Source organism: Rhizobium oryziradicis (genome assembly GCF_001939045.1).
In the GTDB taxonomy this organism is placed as follows: Bacteria; Pseudomonadota; Alphaproteobacteria; order Rhizobiales; family Rhizobiaceae; genus Allorhizobium; species Allorhizobium oryziradicis.
In genome coordinates this window covers 298,593-319,503 of the sequence record NZ_MKIM01000027.1, presented here as the reverse complement: position 1 = coordinate 319,503, position 20,911 = coordinate 298,593, and the positions used below count along the sequence as shown (strand labels likewise).

Genomic DNA, 20,911 nt, shown 5'->3' with positions numbered 1-20,911 from the left:
AGTGGCACAATTCCCGTTTTGGGCGGGATTTGAGGCAAAAAAAGACACAAAACGCGCGGTATAGGCCCGCCTGCGACAATTTAAACGTTCAAAATTAGACATTTATAAACGCTTCCGGCTCACTCTTAAAAAAGCGGGAGCGGGGGATTAATTAAGATATGTCTAATTTGTCTGTTCTGAAGAGAATCTTTTTGCTGATGGGCATCAGTCTCTTCATCATGGCCGGTGCGCTGTTTTATAGCGGTCACCAATCCTATCAGAATATTGTGAGCGAGCGCAAAGCCATGCTCATGAAGATGGATCAAAATGCCATTTCCATCTTCAAGCGCTACCAGAGCCTTGAAGCCGAAGGCAAAATGACCCGCGAGGCAGCGCAGAAAGATGCCATCGCCCAGATCGTGGCGATGCGGTATAGTCCCGATGGCTATTTCTGGATCAACGACCTGAATGGTGTGATGGTGGCCCATGCCGCCAAACCGGCCTTGAACAACACCAGTGTTCTGGGCATGAAAGACCCGAACGGCGTTTTCATTTTTCAGGAATTTATCAAAATCGCCAAGGCCAGCGGCGAAGGCTATCTTGATTATATGTGGCCCAAACCCGGCTCGGATCAGCCGGTGGGCAAGAATTCGCACATCGTGCTGTTTGCGCCCTGGGGCTGGATTGTCGGCACCGGCGTTTACAATGATGACATCGTGGCCATGGGCGAAAAGCAGACGCTTGCCACCGGCATTATCCTGCTTTTTGCGGCTATAGCCACCATTCTTGGTTCGATCCTGATCGGTCGCTCGATCTCAAAACCGCTCAACGCCCTCAAAGCGACCATGATCAAAATTGCGGCCAATGATACGTCCGGCGAGATTGCGCACACCCATCGCCGAGACGAGATTGGTCAAATGGCCAATGCTCTGGTTGAGATTAAAAATTCCGTTGTCGAGCGCAACCGGCTGGAAGACAACCGGGCTGCCAGCCAATTGGCCATGGATCAAAGACGGCAGGAACGTGCCGAAGTTGAAAAACAAAACAGCGACAAACAAGCCGGCGTGGTTGCCAGCTTTGCGCAAGCCTTTGAGGCGCTCTCAAAAGGTGATCTCACCGTACGGCTCACCAATCTTCCCAGTGATTATCTCAAACTTGAAACCGACTTCAACAAAGCCGTCTCGGCGCTGGCGGAGACCCTTCATAAAATTGCCGAGAGCACGATGAGTGTTGGGCGATCGGTGGATGAGATCAATGGTGCTGTGACCAATCTCTCCAAGCGGACAGAAGGACAGGCTGCCAATCTGGAAGAAACCGCTGCCGCGATTGATGACATCAGCCACAAAATCAAATCGTCGGAGAGCAGCATTGAAAAGGCCAGAACCATGGCAATTTCAGCCAAAGAAGATGCCGCAAAATCCAGCAGTGTGGTGACGGAGGCCATCAGCGCCATGGGCTTGATTGAGCAATCCTCGACCAAGATCAACGACATTATCAGCGTGATTGACGAGATTGCCTTTCAGACCAACCTGCTGGCCTTGAACGCAGGCGTCGAAGCCGCCCGCGCTGGCGAAGCAGGCAAGGGCTTTGCGGTGGTGGCGCAAGAAGTGCGTGAACTGGCCCAGCGATCTGCCAATGCCGCCAAAGAAATCAAAACCCATATTCAGGCCTCCGGTGCGCAAGTCCAGGCAGGCGTGCAGCTGGTGGAGGCAACGGGCGCTGCCCTTCAGGGCATTGACGGCCGCGTGCTGACCATCAACGCCAGCATTGGCGACATCGCCACCCTGTCGCGCGAACAATCCAGCGGCATTTCCGAAATCAACAGCTCGATCAACGAGATCGACCGCATGACCCAGCAAAATGCTGCCATGGTCGAAGAGACGACAGCCGCAACGAGCCAGCTCAAGTCCGAAACCGAAAACCTGGCCCATCTTCTCTCGATGTTTAAGATTGAGGACCGGCGCAGCCATTCCACGCACCGCGCGGCCTGATATCACCTTCTCCATTTCCAGCCTCGCCCTCACCTCTCAGATCGGATGAGGGCGAAGCACAGATCACCATCATGTGTTGGACCCGCGATGTTACAGCGCCATCGGTGGCTTGTGATGTTCGCCGGTATCAAATCAGAAGACTTGGTATTTTTGGGCAAGCACTTCTAAAGTAAAAATTTTGTCTATTAATGATATAACATTTCATTTTAAGCCGAGCGCATAATTGTTCTCAAATCTCTCGTGGTTTTTTCTGCCAACTCCCCTCGCCCCTTGTTGCGACTTCTGTGCGCACTATATGGGAGTTGTGAATTTTGTAGCGTCCTTGCTACGCAACACCGTCCACTATTCTTTCCCTGATACGACCACGAGGATTTCCCATGCCGATTGCAAAAGGCTATGCCGCCACCGATGCCACCAAGCCGCTCGCACCTTTCACTTTTGAGCGTCGTGAACCCAATGACGATGATGTGGTCATATCCATCAAATATTGCGGCGTGTGTCATTCAGACATTCACCAGACACGCAATGAATGGGGTATCTCCATTTTTCCGATGGTCCCCGGCCATGAAATTGCCGGTGTCGTGACAGCGGTTGGCTCAAAGGTCAGCAAATTCAAGGTTGGCGATCACGTGGGCGTCGGCTGTTTTGTTGATTCCTGCGTTCACTGCCAAACCCGCGATGTTGACACAGAGCAATATCAGCCCGGTCTGGTTCAGACCTACAGCAGCCTTGAAGCCGATGGCAAAACCGTGACCCAGGGCGGTTATTCTGACAGCATCGTGGTCAAAGAAGGCTATGTGCTGTCCATTCCTGACAATCTGCCGCTTGATGCCGCAGCCCCTCTGCTGTGCGCTGGCATTACGCTCTATTCGCCTCTCGCCCATTGGAAGGCAGGCCCTGGCAAAAATGTTGCCATCGTCGGCATGGGTGGATTGGGCCATATGGGGGTTAAAATCGGTGCGGCCATGGGTGCCGATATCACCGTTTTAAGCCAAACACTGTCCAAGAAGGAAGATGGTCTGCGGCTGGGTGCCAAGCACTATTACGCCACCAGCGATGCTGAAACCTTCAAGACATTGGCAGGCACGTTTGATCTGATCATCTGCACCGTCAGTGCCGATATTGATTGGAATGCCTATCTCAACCTGCTCAAGGTTGATGGCACCATGGTGCTGCTGGGTGTTCCGGAAAAGCCAGTGCCGGTGCATGCATTCTCGCTCATTCCGGCCCGTCGCAACCTGTCGGGTTCCATGATCGGCTCGATCAAGGAAACACAGGAAATGCTGGACTTCTGCGGCAAGCACAACATTACGTCGGACATTGAGGTTATTGATATCAAAGACATCAACAAGGCCTATGACCGCGTGCTGAAAAGCGATGTCCGCTACCGCTTTGTGATCGACATGGCGACGCTGGACGCCTGATCACAAACAGACTTGATCACGGGCAGACCTGATCTAGCCCCTCCTTGCACAGGTTCTCCCGGACTATCCGGGAGAACAGCACAATCAGGCGGCACTGTTGGTCTGCGCAGCAAGGTTGCTTTCATTGCCAATAACAGTGTTGCGCCCGGAATTTTTAGCCTTGTAAAGCGCCTGATCGGCGCGCACGAACAGCGCTTCATCGCTCTCATGCTGATGAACTGTCAGCGTCGCCACGCCAATACTGACGGTGACATAGGCCCAAGGCAGATTTTTTGCATGCTCGATCTCAAGAGCTGCAATGCGCTGACGAATCGTATCAGCCATGTCCCAGCCCTCCTCCTCGTTCAGGCCAGGCAGCAATACCGCAATCTCTTCGCCACCGTATCGGGCCGCGAGATCCGTGCCATGGCGAATGGTCGCCGACGTTTCAGCCGCAATGCGCCGCAAACAGGTGTCGCCGGGCAAATGACCATAAGTGTCATTGAAGAGTTTGAAGCGATCGACGTCCATGAGCAAAAGAGAAAGCGGCGTGCCATTTGCCCTTGCCTCTGCCGTTCGCAACCTCAGCTGTGTGTTGAAATGGCGCTTGTTTGACAGTTGGGTCAGTTCATCCGTATTGGCCAGTCGGTCCAGCTCTTCTTGCAGCAAGCGCTGACTGGTGACATCGCGGGTGATGGCAACCATGCCACTGCCAACATCAAAGCGGCGCACACGGGTAATCACCGTTTCCAGCCATGCTTTCTCGCCATTCTTCTTGGTTCGCCGGAAAATCAGCCTTTCGATGGAAGACCCGGCGGCAATATTGGCCAAAGCCTCGGACCAATATTGTTTGGCCTCGGCATCATTGCCCTCAAACACACTCTTTCCGACAAGCTCGCCCGGATCAATTTCCAAAACCGATTGGGATGCCGCAGACACATATTCCCGTATGCCGTTATCATCCAGCTTTTCGATCAGGTCAGACGATGCATTGGCAATGAGCTGAAATTCGGCATCCCGCGCCGCAATCAGCATCTGGTCGCGGCGTGCCATAGCCATATTGTGCATCAACCGAAGGGTCATAACCACTGCCGCGCACATGGCAGCCAAAGAAAACAGCCATCTGGTTTTGGAAAGTTTGATCCAATACCAGAGGATATCCTTTTGAGAGATCGCAACCAGCGCGGTAATGTGGGTCGCCTGGCTGGTATAATAGCCCGATTCCTTGAACACGCCGTCAAATGGCGACCGATACGGATAATTTCCGCTGCTTTTTTTCAGCAGCGCATCGCGATAAAATGGCGTCTGGTTTAAGCTCATCCCCATGGCGCTATAATCCATTGGCGAGCGAACAAGAATACGGCCATCGCCATCAATCATGGCAAGCGTGGCTTGTCCTGGAAAGCTGAAGCCTTTGAAAAAATTAATAAACATTCTGACATCAATGGTGGCAACCATCACACCGGCAAAATGTCCGTTGCGGTCATTCAACCGCTGAGACAGGGTCATAAACCATTCATTGGTCACCGGGCCTTTAAATGGCCCATCGGCGCGTGGGCTGAAATCTTCGGACTGTCGATGATGGATAAAATAGGCGCGGTCGGATAAATCGACCCCGGCAGAAAAGGCGTTTGTCGTAGATTCAATCAATCGGCCATCCGCATTCAGATACGCCAGACTGCGCAAATAAGGTGAGTTTCTGGTCACATCACGCATCGTTCGCACCAGTTCGAGCTTTTGCAGCATCGTATCGCTGTTGTTGCGAACCTGAAGCACCAAGCCAACCAAAGGCTGCTTTGCCACCTCAATAACATCATCCGCGTGCTGGGCAATCGCCTTTGCGGTTTGCTCCAGATAGGAATTCATCCGCGACACTTGGGCTTGCCAGCTGGAAATCTCAGACCAGACGGCAAGACCAACAAACATGGCGGCACACATGGTCGCAAATAAAAAAGGCCTCGAATGGATAGATCCCGCGGCATGCTCGTTCATTGGTAACGGTTCTCTGGCAGTGTTTAACGCCCCCTCTTAGAGTTTGAGAATTAAATAATCGTCTCAAAAAGCATGATCTTGCAGGAAATTCACACGCTCTTGAATCAAATTTTAGAAAAAGCCAGCAATATGACGTGAAACAGCATCGTGCCGATTTTGATTTTTGGGCACGATGCACTCAAGAGTGGGCAGCAGTTGTGCCACTCACCAGTTCGGCTTGTGATGGGCATGCCAGTGTTTAGCAATATCCAGCCGCGTCGGCACCCAAACCTTGTCATGCGACAGCACGTAATCCACAAACCGCTTGAGAGCGGCTGCTCGGCCCGGACGGCCCACAAGACGGCAATGCAGACCCACTGACATCATTTTCGGCGCACCCTCCTCGCCCTCCTGATAGAGCGTGTCAAACGCATCCTTGAGATAGGTGAAAAACTGATCGCCGGAATTGAAGCCTTGCGGGGTGGCAAAGCGCATATCATTGGTTTCCAGCGTATAGGGAATGATCAGAAATGGCTTGCCATGGTGATCTGGCACCCAGAACGGCAAATCATCCGAATAATTGTCGGAGGAATAGAGAAAGCCGCCCTCCTCCATCACCAGCTTGAGCGTGTTGTCTGAGGGCTTGCCCTGATACATGCCATAGGGCCGCTCGCCAGCCACCTGCGTGTGCAGCCTGACAGCATCTTGAATATGCTGGCGCTCTACATCTTCTGGAAAATCCTTATATTCCAGCCACCGAAATCCATGGCTGGCAATTTCCCAGCCTGCCTCGTTCATGGCGGCCACGGCGTCCGGGTTGCGCACCATGGCCTGCGTGACACCATAGACGGTGACAGGCAGGTTCAACTTTGTAAACATGCGGTGCAGGCGCCAGAAACCGGCCCGAGAACCATATTCATAAATCGATTCCATATTGAGATTGCGCTGGCCCGGCCAGCTTGCGGCACCGACAATTTCAGAGAGAAGATTTTCCGAGCCCGGATCGCCATCAAGAATGCAGCTTTCTCCGCCCTCTTCGTAATTGATCACGAATTGCACCGCCACATTGGCGCCGCCTGGCCATTTGGGATCTGGCGTGTGGCGACCATAACCAATGAGATCGCGGGGGTAGGCTTTATCCTGCATCACGTCACCTTTATATCTTGGGAGATCAAAGGTTAAGCATTGCTATAGAACCTTGTCGAGATACTTTCAGACTCTGTCAGGTTCAATCATGAACCTGACAGAGTCTGAACCTCTTTGTTTGAGTTTGTCTGATCAGAAAAACCGGTGACCACTTTTCCCTGACAAAATTTACGCAATCTTGCGCGCCGACACCCGCCCCATGGGATGTAGCGAATGCACCACCAGCGGAGCCCCCTGCTCGCGCTCCACAAACAGCGCCAGATTGGAAAACACTGGCGGCTGGGCAAGGTAGGTGGAAAAATAGCTGCTGGTGGCTTTTTGCACTCTCTCGCGATCACGCAGCGAGAGTGGTCCAGTCAAGGGGAGATAAAACCGATATTCGTCCAGCACATGCGGATCACCCCAGCGGTAGAGATTGGCAAATTGCGGTGCGCTCAAGCGCTCCGGTGCCATGCGGTCAATTTCGGCCTCTGTGAGGGGCGCGCGAAACTGATCGAAATTCTGCACCACCAGCGATGCCAGTTGATCGAGCTGCAGCGAGTGGTGGCTGAGCATCAGGCCGCAATGATCACCCAGCCGCCCGACTTCCAGAGCAGGCAGGGCAAAAGGCTCGACAACGCCGGCAAAATGCATCAATTCGCGCAGCAACATCGCCTCGCTGACATCAGGATGCAGGCGAAAAGGAGCTTTCAGGCAGGCATGAAAGCCATTGCGCCGTGGCAAAGCGGTGTGAAAGGCAATCTCGCTTTGGCTCAGGCCAATGCCCTCGGGGTGTTCCACCGCCTCGCCCGAATAGACGCTGCGCCCCAGCCAGCTGCTTGCGGCCAGTGACAGTGGATCACGCGCTGAGGGTGTGTAACAAATCGAGTAACGCATGCACTTTGCCTCCTCGGCTCATCGAATCAGCATGGCTCAACGACCGGCTTCCTCTTCGAGATAGGCGATTTGCATGACACTATGACGAAAACAGCGAAATCTAAATTTCACTTTTTGCGTGAAGCAACCTCTAGATGATGCCTCAGTGTAAACCCGTCAGGCAGCCCAAAGGGCTGCCCCACGAGCTCTGTGCCAAGCAGCGGTGCAAGAGCCGCTTGCGCAAGGCGATGAGCCAGACCAAAGCTGATTTTAAACCCACCCGTGAGTGCAATGATCGATGGGTGCTCAGGATGAGGCCCGACCATGGGATCGCGGTCAATGGCCTTGGGGCGCAGACCCGCCCAACGCTCCACAACCGGGGCATCGCGCAACGCTGGCACCATGATGCCGACCCGCTCAATCAGCCTCTCGAGCTGGTCATCGGTGGTGAAGGCCTCATTAAAATGATTTTCGCTGGTGCTGCCAATCGCCACCCGGCCATCGTCATGGGGCACGATGTAGACGCCATCGAGAAACAACAGCGGCAGGGTCGGATCAATTTTGGCCTGCAAAAGCGCCGATTGTCCTTTCACTGCCATGCCCAAAGGCTGTGGCTGCGGTGGCATCAAGGCCTGCAGCAGCGGAAATGAACCGATGCCCGCCGCAATCATCACGTGGCCATAGGCAATCTTGCGGCCATCTTGCAACAAGGCCTGCCGCTGCGCGACATCAAAGCCTGTGACTGCCGCGCCCTCGATAATCTGGCAGCGAGGGGATGCCATCAAAACCTGCCGCAACCCTTCCGTCAGGCCGCGCGGTGAAACGCGCGCCGCCAACGTGTCATGCACCAATCCACCCTCGGTATAGCTGGGGTCTGGCCAATCGGCCCCAAAGGGGGATTGATCCAGCACCTGCCAGGCAAAGCTGCGGGTGGGCGTCTGCCAGGCGGTTTGCGCGTCTTTTTCGTGGCGAAGCGCAATGGTGCGCAAATGCGGTTTGGGCAGCATGATCAACCGGCCAGCACGGCGATAGCCGGCAGAACAGCCGGTTTCCGCCTCCAGCCGTGCCACTTCGTCTTCCAAAGACAGCAAAGCATCAAACTGGAACTGTTTTTTCTCGCACCATCTGTCGGGCATATAGGGCATGAGCGAGCCGAGCAGACCGCCGCTGGCCCCGCTGGCAATGCGATCTGCATCCACCAATGTCACGCGCAACCCCGCTTCCAGCGCAAAACGTGCGGCCCAAAGGCCCATAATGCCGCCACCAACAATAAGAAGATCGGTGGAGAGTTGACCAAAGCGCAAAGCCATCTTATCGCCATTTGTCATGACACACTCCACTTCAGAATCCGAAATTGCCGCAACGCACCAGAGCTTGACCTGGCAAGAGGGCGATATGCCCTATTCCACCGCTTTTGGCGACCATTTTTACTGCCAGACCGATGGCAGGCTGGAATGCGGCCACGTGTTTCTGGCGGGCAATGATTTGCCGCAGCGCTGGAACGGGGCGCAGGATTTCCGCATCGGCGAACTGGGTTTCGGCACCGGCTTGAATGCCATGGAAACATGGCGGCAGTGGAAACTCTACCGCCAGCCAGGCCAAAAACTGACCTTTACCTCGTTTGAGCTTTATCCCATGCGGGGGCAGGATATTGACCGCGCCCTCTCCCATTGGCCGGAAATTGATGGTGAGCGACAACACTTCGTCTCACTTTGGCCCGAGGCTCCCAGCGGTCAGGTTCAGCTCGATCTTGATGAGCAGACCCGTCTGATTGTCGTTTGTGGTGATGCGCTGACCTCGCTCAACAGCTGGCAAGAGCCGTTCGATGCCTGGTATCTGGATGGGTTTGCACCATCACGCAATGCCGACATGTGGTCGATTGAGCTGATGACCCGCCTTTGCCAACTTACCAGAGAGGGTGGGCGCTTTGCCACCTATGCCGCAGCCGGTTTCGTGCGGCGCAATCTGGTGGCGGCAGGCTTTCAGGTGGAGCGCCGCAAAGGTTTTGCGGGCAAGCGCGAAATGCTGTGCGGCGGCACGTCAAGATAGCGCCACCTGTGGCAGAGGATGATGCTCCACAGACCAATGCTGGATGCATTCCACCAGTTTGGCAGAGCTGAGCGGCAAGACCAGCAGATCATCAAGGCCGGCGGCAAGATACATTGACTTTTCTGTGTCAACGGCACGGCTTGCAAGTCCAATCAGCGCAGTAGGCGGCATATGGGGCGTGCGGGCCTCTTCTGCTCGCAAAAAGCGCAGAAACTCCAAAGCACCCGCATCGTCCTGCGTCAGATCAATCAGCATGACGCGCGGGCGCTGCTGCTGCCACAGGCTGAACGCCTGTTCCTGGCTTGCAAAAATCTCGTAGCTAATCCGGGCCGCAGACAAGGTCTGGCGGAAAAAATCGCCTTCAGTGTCACTGCCGCTCACAATCATCACGATCTCGGGCATCACGATTTCGGGCATCACGGACTGGACGGGCGGTACCGGGAGCCTGCTGGCAATCTGCTGCAGCGGGGCCTGCAACGCGGGCCTCGTGTCTGGCCTCGTTTCTGGCACGGTCTCTTGGCGCGAGGCCCGCCTTGCCGCTTTCAACACATCTGAAATCGCATTGCGCAACAGGGTATCGGCAACGGGCTTGTGCAATTGCGCCTGCACATTCATGCCATCAAACGCGTCGTGCACACTCGACAGATTGGCGGGCATCAAGACAAGAATGGAGAGGCGGTTAAACAGGCCATCAAGCCGCACCCGCCGGATGAAATCCATCGCCGCATCATTGGCCTTTTGAACATCGACCACCAGCACCTCAATGGCCTGATCAACGACAATGGCTTCGCGCAACACGCCAAAGGCAATCTCCGGCTCGGTGAGCGCAATGCCATCAAAGCCCCAATGGGCCAATTGATCATTGAGGATGCCGCAAGACAGGGCATTTTCTGCCAGCGCCAAAACCCGGCTCCCTTGCAAATGCAAGGCAGAACGCTCCGATATTTTCTCACCGGCAATGGCCAGCGGCAAGCGCACCGTAATCACCGCGCCTTCGCCCGGCTCACTCAGAATACCAATGGTTCCGCCAAACAGCTCCACCAATCCGCCAACGATGGACAACGCCAGACCAGCACCGCCCTTATGAAACAACGGCGGCTCTTCAAACTGCGAGAATTTGGAAAAGGCCACGTTGCGCTGCTCTGGCGTAAATCCGCGGCCAGTATCCTCAACTTGAAGGGTCAACCACAGCAGCTCATCACTTTCCTTTTGCTCGGAAAGCTCCACCAGCACATGGCCTTTCTCGGTTGCCTTGATGGCTTCATCGACAAGCTTGGTCAAAATCTGTCGAAAGCGCCCTGCATCTGCCGACACCAGATGCTTAAGGCCACTATGACCACGCACCAGCAGCTCAATATCCTTCTCGGCGGCCCGACCCGCCATCAGCAAGATCACATCGTCCACCGCCGCCATCGGATCAAAGGGAGCTTTGCGCAAGGACAGGCTTCGATCATCAATCTTTGCGAAATCGAGAATGTCATTGATAATCGTCAGAAGAGACCGGCCGGATTTCAAAATAACATCAACAAATGTCTTTTGGCGGGCATCGAGATCGGATGAGATCAGCAACTCCGCCATGCCCAACACACCGCTCATCGGTGTGCGAATTTCCTGCCCCATGCTGGCCAAAAAGCGCGATTTGGCTTTGTCGGCAGCCTCCGCCCGCGATGCCAGGGCAGTCAGCTCCGCTTCACGGTTTTTCTCATAGGATATGTCGCGCGCAACGAACAGCCAACGGCCCTCACCACTGACAAGCGCCTCCAAATTCACCCAGACACCATCATGCCGCTTCAGCACGCCGCTCACGCTTGTCTCGATGCACAGGCGCGACGCCAGATCCTCCAGAAGCTCTGCCGAATTGGCACCAAAATCTTCACGCAGCTTCAAACTGTCATAGAGCGCCTGCCAATCAGCGCCTTGAGCCACCATCGGTGCCGGAAAATTCAGGATTTCGGCGAATTTGTCATTGGCATAGAGAATTTTATTTTTCTCGACCACGCAAAGGCCTTGCGTCATCACCTGCGAGGCCTCTTTCAGCAGCGTGCCAACATCTTCAAGGCGGGCTTTCGCTTCGCGAATTTCCCGCTCACGCAAATGCTTTTCGGTGTAATCGGTGTAGGTCACCAGAATCTGGCCGTGCTCCAGAGCTGTCATGCTCACCAACACATGGCAGCCATTGTCCAGCGTTCTCTCATATTGCTGGGTGCCGTTCAGTTGTTTGATCTCAGCGCATCGTGCCGCAATGCGCGCGTCCAAATCCTCACCCTGCCCGACCAAAGGCCAGCCATTTTCATAGGCGTGGCGGATATAATCCTCGCCAGACACCCCATTGATGGGCCGGTTCTGCGGCCAGTTGACAATATCTCGCGCCTTGGAATTGGCAAAGCCAATGATAAAATCAGGCTCCCAGATCACCACACCAATCGGCATGGTGCGCAAAATCCGCTCAAATTGCTGATACCGCTCTTCCGCCTGGGCGCGCGCCTCCAAGAGGGCACGTTCGCTCACTTTCAAAATAGAAATGTCGGCAAGTGTACCAACAATATAGCGGTGGCCATTTCCATCACTGATGCGCCGCAAACTGGTCAACAGCGGCACGGCCACGCCATTGGGCATGGTCACAATCTGCTCTCGCTCAATCTCCACACCGGTTTCAAGAACACGCGTGTTCTCATCACACAATTGCTCGGCATTTTTCGAAAACATCTCGCTTTCTGTCATGCCGTAAAAATGGGTCCGATCTTGGCCCAACATATGCTCATAAGCTGCATTGGCAAAGATCAGCCGCCGCTCGCAATCGCGCAGAAAAACCGGTTCCGGCACATTTTCCAGCACGGTGCGATAGAGTAGGCTTTCGCGTTCAAACGCTTGCAGATCTGTAACATCGGTCAGCTGCAACACAACATTGCCGCAGGACAGATGGTTGCGGCTGATGTCAACAACCCTGTCACCCAAGGGGATACGCGCTGCTTTGCCGCCGTCGCCACCTTTCATGGCCAGGCCAACAAGACCTTGCCGATCAATCCGGCCATCTTGCACCTCACAGGCAATGATAGCGTCGACCAGCGTCATAAAACCATCGCCCAGCCGGGGGCGAAAGCCAATGGAAGCCAGCATATCGACCGCAATGCTGTTCACATAAGCGATGTGCAGATCACCATCCAGCATCAACACGCCCATGGTCAGCGCATCCAGCAGGGCACAAAAATCGGGGGTTGGCGGGCCAGCGTCATTGGCGGACAGCGGCTTTTCCATCACGGACTCCTCGGAGGCAGAGTGCCGGTTGCGCTTCAACAGTCGCACTTTTGATTGTCTGGGGCGCTCGCGAAACACGCCAAACACAAACAGCTTTTCATCTTCGGTGACAAAACGCTCAATTTGCACTCGGCAATGCTCTTGCCCGGCACCATCAAAACACAGCGCCAATTGTTCATCTGCAAACACCAGAGCGCGGCGTTCCATATCTTCCCAGGCACGATCTTCGGGTCTTCCGGTCAATGTGCCAATGTCATGGCCCAAAAGAGCGGGCCGATCATAGCCCGAGAATGCCTCAAACGCCGGATTGACCGCAACAAAACGCAACTCGCTGTCCTTGATAAAGGCAGGAACGTCGAGCTTTGCAATTTTTTCGCACGCAATGGCGAGAAGTCCTCCTTCCACCGGCAACGCGCCCCCTTTTATGTTGGATCCCGCAAGACAATCACCCCACAATCAACTAAACAGAGGAACCTCAGAAAAACAATACCTTATTAACCACAGTTTTCATTCAGCCAGAAAGAGAATTACTGCGTAAAAACAACTAAAAGTGCGAAAAACATGACATAGAATTTAAACTCCTTGCCACAGATTGATCATGAATCTGCCGTGTTTCGCGATCAGATTATGCCCATATTCTCGAAGTAGGGCTTTGAAAGGAACAAGGTCATGTCCATATTTCGTAACGTCATGTCTGCGGGTTTGGCCACATCCATGGTGGGGCTTTCCCTCGTTGCAACTGCGCCGGCGGCTCAGGCACGTGACCATTTCTGGGGCGGCGTTGCCGCCGGTGCCGTTGGTGGCATCATTGGTGGTGCTTTGATCAACGAAGCACGCCGTCCGGCTTATGCCTATCCGGTTTACGAAGCTCCGCCACCACCACCGCCGGTGTACAGAACCTATTACCGTCCGGTTTATGTGCCCGCCTGCCATTATGAATGGCGCCACAACGAATGGGGCGATGGCTACAGAGTGCAGGTCTGCCCGCGCTAACGCAGATTTGAAATCGAAAACACCGGTGCCCGCCGCTAAAAACCGGCGGGCCCTTGACAATAGCTGATGAAAAGAGCAAATGCACATCAGCTTTAAACCTTCCGGCCGCCGCGTGAGCGCGCCCTGCTACTCTCCCAGTAGTCAAAGAAGGTCTTGAGGCGCCCCATATATGGCTGCAACGGCAGCCAAACGCGCCTGAAAGCAGTCTTCCAACTGACAAGTTCCCAAATCACGCGGGGTTCTTGACGCTAAAACAACCACGATCGCAATGAGGCGATGGTGGAGTTTTGTTTTGGCGCCCCGAAAAGGTAAATGAATTGACCAGTTTTAACGAACTTGGCCTCTCGGCAAATATTGTTGCCACGCTGACCGCAATGAACTTCGATACACCAACACCGATTCAAGAACAGGGTATTCCCGTTGTTCTTTCCGGCCGCGACCTGATTGGTCTGGCCCAGACCGGCACCGGCAAAACCGCCGCCTTCGGCCTGCCATTGATTGAAATGCTGCTGAAGGACCCAAGCCGTCCTGAAAACCGCACCACCCGCACGCTGATTCTCGCGCCAACCCGCGAATTGGTCAACCAGATTGGTGACAACCTGCGCGGCTTTATTCGCAGAACACCGTTGAAGATCAATCAGGTTGTTGGTGGCGCATCCATCAACAAGCAACAGCTGCAGCTGGAAAAAGGCACCGACATTCTGGTGGCAACGCCTGGCCGTCTGCTCGACCTGATTTCGCGCAATGCCATTTCGCTGCGCGCCGTGAAATATCTCGTGCTCGACGAAGCCGACCAGATGTTGGACCTGGGCTTTATCCATGACCTGCGCAAAATTGCCAAAATGGTTCCGCCAAAGCGCCAGACCCTGCTGTTTTCGGCCACCATGCCAAAGGCCATTGCCGATCTGGCTGCCAGCTTCCTGAAAGACCCAACCAAGGTTGAAGTCAGCCCTCCGGGCAAGGCTGCCGACAAGGTTGAGCAATATGTTCACTTCGTTAACGGCCAGAACCACAAGACCGAGCTGGTCAAGAAGTCGTTTGCTGACAATCCAGATGGTCGCTCCATCGTGTTTTTGCGCACCAAGCATGGCGCTGAAAAGCTGACCAAGCATCTGGAACTGACCGGCCACTCGGTTGCCTCCATTCACGGCAACAAGAGCCAGGGCCAGCGCGAACGCGCCCTCAAGGGCTTCCGCGATGGCACCATCAAGATCTTGGTGGCAACAGACGTTGCTGCCCGTGGCATCGACATTCCTGCCGTCAGCCACGTGTTCAACTACGACCTGCCGGAAGTGCCCGACGCTTACGTGCACCGTATTGGCCGTACGGCCCGTGCTGGCCGTGATGGCATTGCCATTGCGTTTTGCGCACCTGACGAAATCCGCTTGCTGCGCGACATCGAGCGCCTGATGGGCATTGAAATCGCAGTGGCCAGCGGCGAGGCTCCGGCCGATCGCGGTCGCCCTGCCCGTCCAGCCCGTCGTGGCGGTGGTGCAGGTGCTGGCGCGGGTGCCGGTGCAGGCAACCGTAACCATGGCCGCCCACAAAATCGCGGCCCACGCGAAGACGGCGGCGAAGGCGAGAACCGCTCGGCCCGTCCAGGCGGCAATCGCAAGCCCGGCGGCAGCCGTCCAGCGCGCCGCCCGGATCGCCCACGTCAGGACGGCCCAGCCCGTGCTGGTGCAGGTGGTCAGCGCCGCGAACGCTAAAATTCAGCGACCACGACAATATCAGGAAAGGCCGGTTCATCCGGCCTTTTCGGCGTTTACAATTATGCAAAAGGCCTGCCTCACATGCTGATCAAGCAAACCGACTATCACCGCATCTACAGCGTGATCAATTCGCTGCTCTTGAGCGAAAAGGCCAATCCGGCAACGGCAAGCATGTATTTCAGCGTTTTTGGCTCTTACCTTTTGAAACAGCATTTTAAAATCAACGCCGCCCCGAAAAGCGGCCTCGCGGCCTATCGCCTTGGCAATGACGTGATGCTGTTTGCCGATCACAAGGACGATGGTTTCCTCACCGGTGACGGCGAAAACTTCCATTGCTGGATCGAGGCCGACGGCTGGGCGATTGATTTTATGGCCCCGGCATTGACCCTGAACGGCACACCCCTGCCCGCCAAAATGCTGCAAAAACCCCTCAGCGCCATGGCCGCAGACATCAACTCCCTCAACACCTCCGGAGACTTCTTCTACGCCTCCACACCCAGCGCCACCGCCCGCCGCTTTGCCGGCTGGAAGGACGCAAGCGCCATTGGCGACCTCGCCCGCCTCGCCGAAATCTGGTTTCGCAAAGCGCCCAAGAAAATGATGCCGTTTATGACTGTGACGGACGAATTCGGGAACCAAAAGCAGGTGCAGCTCACAGGCAAAGCGCTGACGGGCAGCTGGTAACCACTATTGGGCATCGTGCCGATTCCGATTTTCTGCACGATGCTGTAGAGCGCATTGCGCCCCACCGATAAAACCGATATTTTCCGCATGGCCCGCACCACGCAGAAAGATCGGCTTATGGCTCGCAAAAACAGAGACGAACTGGCTTCATGGGACGTGGCAGAGCCAGAGCCACTGGTATGTCCGTTATGCGAGCGCTCGATTCCCGAAGATCAGAAAGTGCTCCATCATCTTGTTCCCAAGAGCAAGGGCGGAAAGAAAACCGTGTGTCTCCATCGTGTTTGCCACGATCAGATACACGCCATCTTCACAGATTCCCAACTGGCGAAGAAGTTTTCGACAATCGAAGCCATTCTTGAAGATCCCGCCGTGCAAAAATTCGTCGCGTGGATCAAAAACAAACCTCCCGGATTTTCCGACTCCGCAAAGGAAGCACGAGGGCCACGGCAAGGTCGATGAGATCGGCGCAACCATACAAGACAAGGATGGCCGCTGGAAAGGTTCATGCAAACCCCAACCCCGCGACAAGATGACCATTCACGCGCGGTCAGCACCATTTTCCAAACCCTTGGCGCACTCAAGACCGCGCCGTTGACATTGGCACGTAAGCATCTGATTTTATTGAAAAAACAAGAAATGGCGCACCCGACAGGATTCGAACCTGTGACCTTTGGAATCGGAATCCAACACTCTATCCAGCTGAGCTACGGGTGCGTTCAGCGTTGCACGCTGTGGTGCGAAGCGGTTAATAGCCTAGTCTTATCGTCTCTTCAATGGTGAATTTGCATTTGCCCCACAGAAGCGCCCTCTTTTCAACATTGCCAGATACGCCCCGCGAAAGCGCGGTCATCATTTCAATTAGGTATCTTCAATAATTATTGAGAAAGAGAAGCATGTTGCTTCACTCTATCGAGAATAGTACAGAAGACAACGGGAGAATTTTATTCCTAAATCGAAATTCGTGGCATGCTGCGTTGTGGGACGCTGCATTTATGTGGGGAGGTTTTGATTAAAGAGTTATGAACAATTTCAATATGTCCGCAGAGCAAATTGCGGATCGACAAGGGGTTGTCGATCAGTCAGTTTTGGAAATATCTCTTGGTTTTCGCGTGAGACGGGCGCAGCTTGCAATATTACAAGATTTTCAAGATGTTCTTGGCGACCAAGGTATTCGCCCCGCCGATTTCTCGGTTTTATCGATTATTGCTGGTAATTCCGGCCTGAGGCAAAGCGATGTTGCCGCAATTCTTTCCATTCAGCGGGCGAATTTTGTGGCACTTGTGGATGGTCTTGAGGAAAAAGGTCTGATTGAGCGCCGAAAATCTGCGACAGACCGGCGTGTGTACTTTCTGCACATGACGGATGCGGGAATGGCTTTTCTGCAATCCCTCATGCCCAAATGGCGCGAGCATGAAGACAAATTCATTGGCCGGCTTGGCGGCTATGAAAAGCGCGATCAGCTGATTGAGATGCTGCGGTGCATTTCTGATTGATCACAGGCGCACTTGACCCTCATCTCGGCTTGCAACCCAGGCCGAGAGTTTTTACCCCTTGCGCAATGCGCGCTTTTGCAGCGCCTCGTCTACCAGTTGGTTGGCAATTGTCATGCGGGTGTGGGCGGCATCTGCAAAGGCCGCATCAACCCGGTCCGGGTGATTGTTCATGGCAAACGCCCGGCGCTTGGCTTGCAGCGCCACCATATCGTCGGCGTCTTTCAACCCCAGATCCTCAGCGATTTCAGCGGCGCTCAAGCGGCCAAGATGCGCAGGCATCTCAGGCAAAGCGGGTATCTCAGGCAAAACAGGCGGCAAAATGCCGTCGGCCATCAGGTCTAAATACCGGTCTTGCGCCCAATCCGCTGGTGCCTGCTGCATCAAACCATTGTCTTGCACAAAGCCCGTGCTCAAGCCCGCAACCCGATAGGCCCGCACAACAGGCGGATCCTCGGGCTTTTCCTCATCTTCGAGGGAAAGCCGCTCTACAACGGATTGAAAGATTGATTGCCCAAACAACATTGCGTCTGTCCTGATTTGCGACAGAATCTATCCTATCTCTTCGCAAAGCGGAATCGATTTTGCACCACCCGCTCAAGTAATGCCTGCTCAAGCATTGCCGGTCGATAGCCGCACCGGCCCGGTTGTGCGTCTTTGCTCCATATCCTGATGGGCCTTCGCCGCCTCAGCCAAAGGATAGGTATGGCCCTCCTCAAGGCGCATGCCAGTGGCAAGCATGGTAAGCCAGGCCTCTGCCGCTGTTCGGTAGGCCCGCTTATCCGCCGTCAGAGCCAGAATGCTTGGGCGCATGAAGCCGCGGTTTGTTAGAAGTTTGGGATCAATCGCGGCGACAGGCCCTGCCGTCTGGCCAATTGAGGCAACCATGCCAAACGGTTTGAGCGCTGCAAAACTCGCCAGCAACACATCTGCGCCAATGCCATCAATGACATAATCAACACCCTTGCCGTCGGTCAGTTGCAGCGTTTGCGCCACAAAGTCGCTTTCAGTGTAGACAATGGGATGGTCCAAACCATGGGCAACGGCCAGATCAGCCTTCGTCGTGGTGCTGACCGTGCCAATGGTGGTGGCACCCTTTTGCTTGGCCCATTGGGTCAAGATCAAACCCAGGCCACCGGCTGCGGCGTGGATCAACACTGTCTGGCCCGGTTTGACTGATGTGACCGTTTCCAGCAACATATGGGCCGTTAACCCACGCAGGAAAGAACCCGCAATCGCCCGATCATCCAGAGTATCGGGAAGCGGAATGGCCATGGAGGCCGGAAGGTTGCGAAAGCTTGCATAGCTGCCAGCCGGAAGACAGGCATAGGCCACGCGATCTCCGGGATGAAGGTTACGAACATCATCGGCCACCGCCTCGACAATACCCACCGCCTCAACGCCCGGAACCGCAGGCAGAGGCAAGGGATAGAGGCCTTGCCGATGATAAATATCCACGAAATTCACGCCAATCTGCGTCTGGCGCAAGCGGATTTCGCCGGGATTAAGCGCTGCAAGCGGACGATTCGCAAGCGTGAGCACATTTGCTTCGCCGGGCATGTCAAATTCCATCATCTCATTCATCATCAGCATCCTTGTGTAAATTCGCATGCAAATGACATAGCGCTGGATTAACATGGGTGAAATTGCAGAAAACTGCACAGTACCTATGGAAAAATGCACCGATGAACTGGGATGATTACCGCACCTTTCTGGCTGTGGCGCAAGCGGGCAGCTTTTCGGCAGCGGCGCGCACGCTGCATGTCGATCACACTACGGTGGCACGCCGCATCTCCACGCTGGAGCAGGATCTGGGCGTCAAGCTGGTCGAGCGGCTTGCACGCGAGGTGAAGCTGACGCCTGTGGGAAAGAGGCTGGCGGCCCTTGGCACGCCAGTGGAAGAAGCGATGGCAAGTGTTGAGCGGGCCGCCCATGGTGCTGGTAACAGCTTAGCGGGGGTGGTGCATATTTCCGCACCCCCGAGCCTTGCCACGATGGCGCTGGCCCCGCGCCTTCTTGCACTGCGCCAACGCTATCCCGACATCGATATCCGGCTGACGGGAGAAAAAGACTTCGCCAATCTCAACAAGGGAGAAGCAGATATTGCGCTGCGTCTTTCGCGGCCCAACACGCCGGGGCTGATTGCGCGCAAGCTGCGCGATATTCCGTTCTTCTTTTTTGCAAACCACACCTATCAGGTGCTCGAAGACCACTGGGAATTCATCACCTATCACGAAGAGTACAATTCCATGCCGCAGCAAACGTGGCTACTGGCACAGCTTGGAGCCAGACGGGTGGTGCTGCGCAGCAGTGATGCCCAGGCGCAAGCACAAGCGGCGGCCTCAGGCTTGGGCGTCGCGCTCCTGCCCGATTATCTTGGCGATGGCGATCCGCGTTTGAAAAAGCTGACCAGCGCCCTCACCCCGCCGCCGCGCGAGTTGTGGATGCTGGTGCACGACGATATTCGCCGTGCACCGCGCGTTAGGGCCGTGATGGATTTTCTGATCTCAACTCTGGCCAGATGATTGACCTTGGGATTGACCCTTGGACTCGCTTTGTGACTGGCTTTGCGATTGACTTTGCGTCTGATCCGTCACCGTCACCACCACGCTCATCTCTTCATCCGCAATGCCAATGCGCATGCCGGAAATCGGTGCGGCGTCGGAATAGCAAAGGCCCGTTGCCAAACGCACGTAGCGGTCATCGGGGCAGACGTTGTTGGCGGCGTCAAATCCAACCCAGCCGAGACCGGGAAGGTTGACTTCGGCCCAGGCGTGGGTAGCCACCTGCTCCTCCACATCATCCATCTTGAGATAGCCAGACACGTAGCGCGCCGGGAACTGCATGAACCGGGCCGCCGCAATGATGATGTGGCTGTGATCCTGGCACACGCCGGAGCCGACTTCCAACGCCTGCTCGGCGGTGGTTTCGGTATCGGTTGCCCCCGGCATATAACGCACCTGCTGATGCAGCTTGCCCATCATATCGTGCATTTTGGCAAGATCGGTGTCGCCTTCGAGACTTTTGACCAGCTCTTTTGTCAGCTTTCCCGCTTTGGTAAACGGCGTATCGCGAAGATAAAGCCAGAGCGGAACATAGCCGACATGCGGGCCGTAGACGCCAGCACGATCCTCGGTTTCCACCTCGCCCGTTGCCACAATGCGCACTGAGCTGCTTTCGCCCTCATAGGACACCAGATGGGTGTGGTTGCCAAACTGATCGTTAAATCCGGCTTCAACCTTGGCACCATCCACCGCAATATTCCACGACAAGACACGAAGGCCCGGTCCTTCAACCGGCGTCAGGCGCAGCCGTTGCAGAGAAAACTGAACCGGCTCGTCATAGCGGTATTCCGTCACGTGTTTGATTTTCAAACGCATTCT

17 protein-coding genes and 1 tRNA gene are annotated in these 20,911 nt (G+C 55.1%); 9 read left to right on the top strand and 9 right to left on the bottom strand.

Translation table 11 applies throughout. The features are described 5' to 3' along the window. Positions 1 to 197: 197 nt before the first annotated feature. On the top strand, positions 198 to 1,970 hold the full coding sequence (locus BJF95_RS12540) for a methyl-accepting chemotaxis protein (RefSeq protein ID WP_245297312.1): 1,773 nt from the start codon (positions 198 to 200) through the stop codon (positions 1,968 to 1,970). A gap of 377 nt (positions 1,971 to 2,347) precedes the next feature. After that, positions 2,348 to 3,394: an NAD(P)-dependent alcohol dehydrogenase gene (locus tag BJF95_RS12535; protein ID WP_075639785.1), complete on the top strand. Its 1,047-nt coding sequence runs from the start codon at positions 2,348 to 2,350 to the stop codon at positions 3,392 to 3,394. 84 nt (positions 3,395 to 3,478) lie between these two features. On the opposite strand, the gene BJF95_RS12530 is transcribed toward BJF95_RS12535, so the two are convergent. The 4 genes from BJF95_RS12530 to BJF95_RS12515 form a co-directional block, all read right to left on the bottom strand. Then, the gene (locus BJF95_RS12530) at positions 3,479 to 5,299 is read right to left on the bottom strand and encodes a sensor domain-containing diguanylate cyclase (RefSeq protein WP_175577252.1); all 1,821 of its coding nucleotides are present in this window, start codon (positions 5,297 to 5,299) and stop codon (positions 3,479 to 3,481) included. Between the two features lie 270 nt (positions 5,300 to 5,569). Continuing rightward, positions 5,570 to 6,490, bottom strand: coding sequence for an allantoinase PuuE (gene puuE, locus BJF95_RS12525; protein WP_075639783.1), 921 nt, complete (start codon positions 6,488 to 6,490; stop codon positions 5,570 to 5,572). A 168-nt stretch (positions 6,491 to 6,658) separates the two neighbouring features. Further along, positions 6,659 to 7,366, bottom strand: coding sequence for a DUF1045 domain-containing protein (locus BJF95_RS12520; RefSeq protein WP_075639782.1), 708 nt, complete (start codon positions 7,364 to 7,366; stop codon positions 6,659 to 6,661). Between the two features lie 107 nt (positions 7,367 to 7,473). Next, on the bottom strand, positions 7,474 to 8,673 hold the full coding sequence (locus BJF95_RS12515; RefSeq protein WP_075639781.1) for an NAD(P)/FAD-dependent oxidoreductase: 1,200 nt from the start codon (positions 8,671 to 8,673) through the stop codon (positions 7,474 to 7,476). Here BJF95_RS12515 and mnmC2 point away from each other — a divergent pair. Then, positions 8,672 to 9,394 (top strand): tRNA (5-methylaminomethyl-2-thiouridine)(34)-methyltransferase MnmC2, encoded by a 723-nt coding sequence (gene mnmC2, locus BJF95_RS12510; protein ID WP_075639780.1) that lies wholly within the window; start codon positions 8,672 to 8,674, stop codon positions 9,392 to 9,394. The two genes, BJF95_RS12515 and mnmC2, sit on opposite strands and share 2 nt — an antisense overlap. Here the strand turns inward: mnmC2 and BJF95_RS12505 are convergent. Then, entirely contained in the window at positions 9,386 to 13,054 is a 3,669-nt protein-coding gene (locus BJF95_RS12505; protein ID WP_245297337.1) for a PAS-domain containing protein, read from the bottom strand. The two genes, mnmC2 and BJF95_RS12505, sit on opposite strands and share 9 nt — an antisense overlap. Before the next feature lie 264 nt (positions 13,055 to 13,318). Here BJF95_RS12505 and BJF95_RS12500 point away from each other — a divergent pair, with 264 nt between their 5' ends. The 4 genes from BJF95_RS12500 to BJF95_RS12485 all read left to right on the top strand — a co-directional run bounded on the left by BJF95_RS12500 (position 13,319) and on the right by BJF95_RS12485 (position 16,497). After that, positions 13,319 to 13,642 carry a hypothetical protein gene (locus BJF95_RS12500; RefSeq protein WP_075639778.1) on the top strand — a complete coding sequence of 108 codons (324 nt, stop codon included), beginning with the start codon at positions 13,319 to 13,321 and terminating at the stop codon, positions 13,640 to 13,642. A gap of 317 nt (positions 13,643 to 13,959) precedes the next feature. Next, positions 13,960 to 15,351, top strand: coding sequence for a DEAD/DEAH box helicase (locus BJF95_RS12495; RefSeq protein ID WP_075640318.1), 1,392 nt, complete (start codon positions 13,960 to 13,962; stop codon positions 15,349 to 15,351). 84 nt (positions 15,352 to 15,435) lie between these two features. Continuing rightward, positions 15,436 to 16,038: a DUF2026 family protein gene (locus tag BJF95_RS12490; protein ID WP_075639777.1), complete on the top strand. Its 603-nt coding sequence runs from the start codon at positions 15,436 to 15,438 to the stop codon at positions 16,036 to 16,038. Between the two features lie 87 nt (positions 16,039 to 16,125). Beyond that, complete coding sequence (locus BJF95_RS12485; protein WP_245297311.1) at positions 16,126 to 16,497, top strand: HNH endonuclease; 372 nt, start codon at positions 16,126 to 16,128, stop codon at positions 16,495 to 16,497. A gap of 178 nt (positions 16,498 to 16,675) precedes the next feature. On the opposite strand, the gene BJF95_RS12480 is transcribed toward BJF95_RS12485, so the two are convergent. Next, positions 16,676 to 16,752, bottom strand: a tRNA-Arg gene (locus BJF95_RS12480). A gap of 305 nt (positions 16,753 to 17,057) precedes the next feature. Here BJF95_RS12480 and BJF95_RS12475 point away from each other — a divergent pair. Then, positions 17,058 to 17,531: a MarR family winged helix-turn-helix transcriptional regulator gene (locus BJF95_RS12475; RefSeq protein WP_075639775.1), complete on the top strand. Its 474-nt coding sequence runs from the start codon at positions 17,058 to 17,060 to the stop codon at positions 17,529 to 17,531. Positions 17,532 to 17,582: 51 nt separating this feature from the next. Here BJF95_RS12475 and BJF95_RS12470 read toward each other — a convergent pair whose 3' ends face one another. Beyond that, entirely contained in the window at positions 17,583 to 18,053 is a 471-nt protein-coding gene (locus BJF95_RS12470; RefSeq protein ID WP_075639774.1) for a hypothetical protein, read from the bottom strand. A gap of 87 nt (positions 18,054 to 18,140) precedes the next feature. After that, a complete protein-coding gene (locus BJF95_RS12465) occupies positions 18,141 to 19,112 on the bottom strand; it encodes a quinone oxidoreductase family protein (RefSeq protein WP_075640317.1) in 972 nt (323 codons plus the stop codon). 101 nt (positions 19,113 to 19,213) lie between these two features. On the opposite strand from BJF95_RS12465, the gene BJF95_RS12460 reads away from it, so the two are divergent. Beyond that, positions 19,214 to 20,053 carry a LysR family transcriptional regulator gene (locus BJF95_RS12460; RefSeq protein WP_075639773.1) on the top strand — a complete coding sequence of 280 codons (840 nt, stop codon included), beginning with the start codon at positions 19,214 to 19,216 and terminating at the stop codon, positions 20,051 to 20,053. Here the strand turns inward: BJF95_RS12460 and BJF95_RS12455 are convergent. After that, a complete protein-coding gene (locus BJF95_RS12455; protein ID WP_075639772.1) occupies positions 20,036 to 20,908 on the bottom strand; it encodes a transglutaminase family protein in 873 nt (290 codons plus the stop codon). The two genes, BJF95_RS12460 and BJF95_RS12455, sit on opposite strands and share 18 nt — an antisense overlap. Between the last annotated feature and the right edge of the window lie 3 nt (positions 20,909 to 20,911).

What these genes read in the sequence shown, in the direction of transcription:
- BJF95_RS12460 (WP_075639773.1), top strand. Translation starts at nt 19,214, where the DNA reads ATGAACTGGGATGATTACCGCACCTTTCTGGCTGTGGCGCAAGCGGGC.
- BJF95_RS12520 (WP_075639782.1), bottom strand. Translation starts at nt 7,366, where the DNA reads ATGCGTTACTCGATTTGTTACACACCCTCAGCGCGTGATCCACTGTCA.
- BJF95_RS12530 (WP_175577252.1), bottom strand. Translation starts at nt 5,299, where the DNA reads ATGTTTGTTGGTCTTGCCGTCTGGTCTGAGATTTCCAGCTGGCAAGCC.
- BJF95_RS12540 (WP_245297312.1), top strand. Translation starts at nt 198, where the DNA reads ATGGGCATCAGTCTCTTCATCATGGCCGGTGCGCTGTTTTATAGCGGT.
- BJF95_RS12500 (WP_075639778.1), top strand. Translation starts at nt 13,319, where the DNA reads ATGTCCATATTTCGTAACGTCATGTCTGCGGGTTTGGCCACATCCATG.
- BJF95_RS12465 (WP_075640317.1), bottom strand. Translation starts at nt 19,112, where the DNA reads ATGAATGAGATGATGGAATTTGACATGCCCGGCGAAGCAAATGTGCTC.
- BJF95_RS12455 (WP_075639772.1), bottom strand. Translation starts at nt 20,908, where the DNA reads ATGCGTTTGAAAATCAAACACGTGACGGAATACCGCTATGACGAGCCG.
- BJF95_RS12475 (WP_075639775.1), top strand. Translation starts at nt 17,058, where the DNA reads ATGAACAATTTCAATATGTCCGCAGAGCAAATTGCGGATCGACAAGGG.
- BJF95_RS12470 (WP_075639774.1), bottom strand. Translation starts at nt 18,053, where the DNA reads ATGTTGTTTGGGCAATCAATCTTTCAATCCGTTGTAGAGCGGCTTTCC.
- mnmC2 (WP_075639780.1), top strand. Translation starts at nt 8,672, where the DNA reads ATGACACACTCCACTTCAGAATCCGAAATTGCCGCAACGCACCAGAGC.
- BJF95_RS12485 (WP_245297311.1), top strand. Translation starts at nt 16,126, where the DNA reads ATGGCCCGCACCACGCAGAAAGATCGGCTTATGGCTCGCAAAAACAGA.
- BJF95_RS12535 (WP_075639785.1), top strand. Translation starts at nt 2,348, where the DNA reads ATGCCGATTGCAAAAGGCTATGCCGCCACCGATGCCACCAAGCCGCTC.
- BJF95_RS12515 (WP_075639781.1), bottom strand. Translation starts at nt 8,673, where the DNA reads ATGACAAATGGCGATAAGATGGCTTTGCGCTTTGGTCAACTCTCCACC.
- puuE (WP_075639783.1), bottom strand. Translation starts at nt 6,490, where the DNA reads ATGCAGGATAAAGCCTACCCCCGCGATCTCATTGGTTATGGTCGCCAC.
- BJF95_RS12490 (WP_075639777.1), top strand. Translation starts at nt 15,436, where the DNA reads ATGCTGATCAAGCAAACCGACTATCACCGCATCTACAGCGTGATCAAT.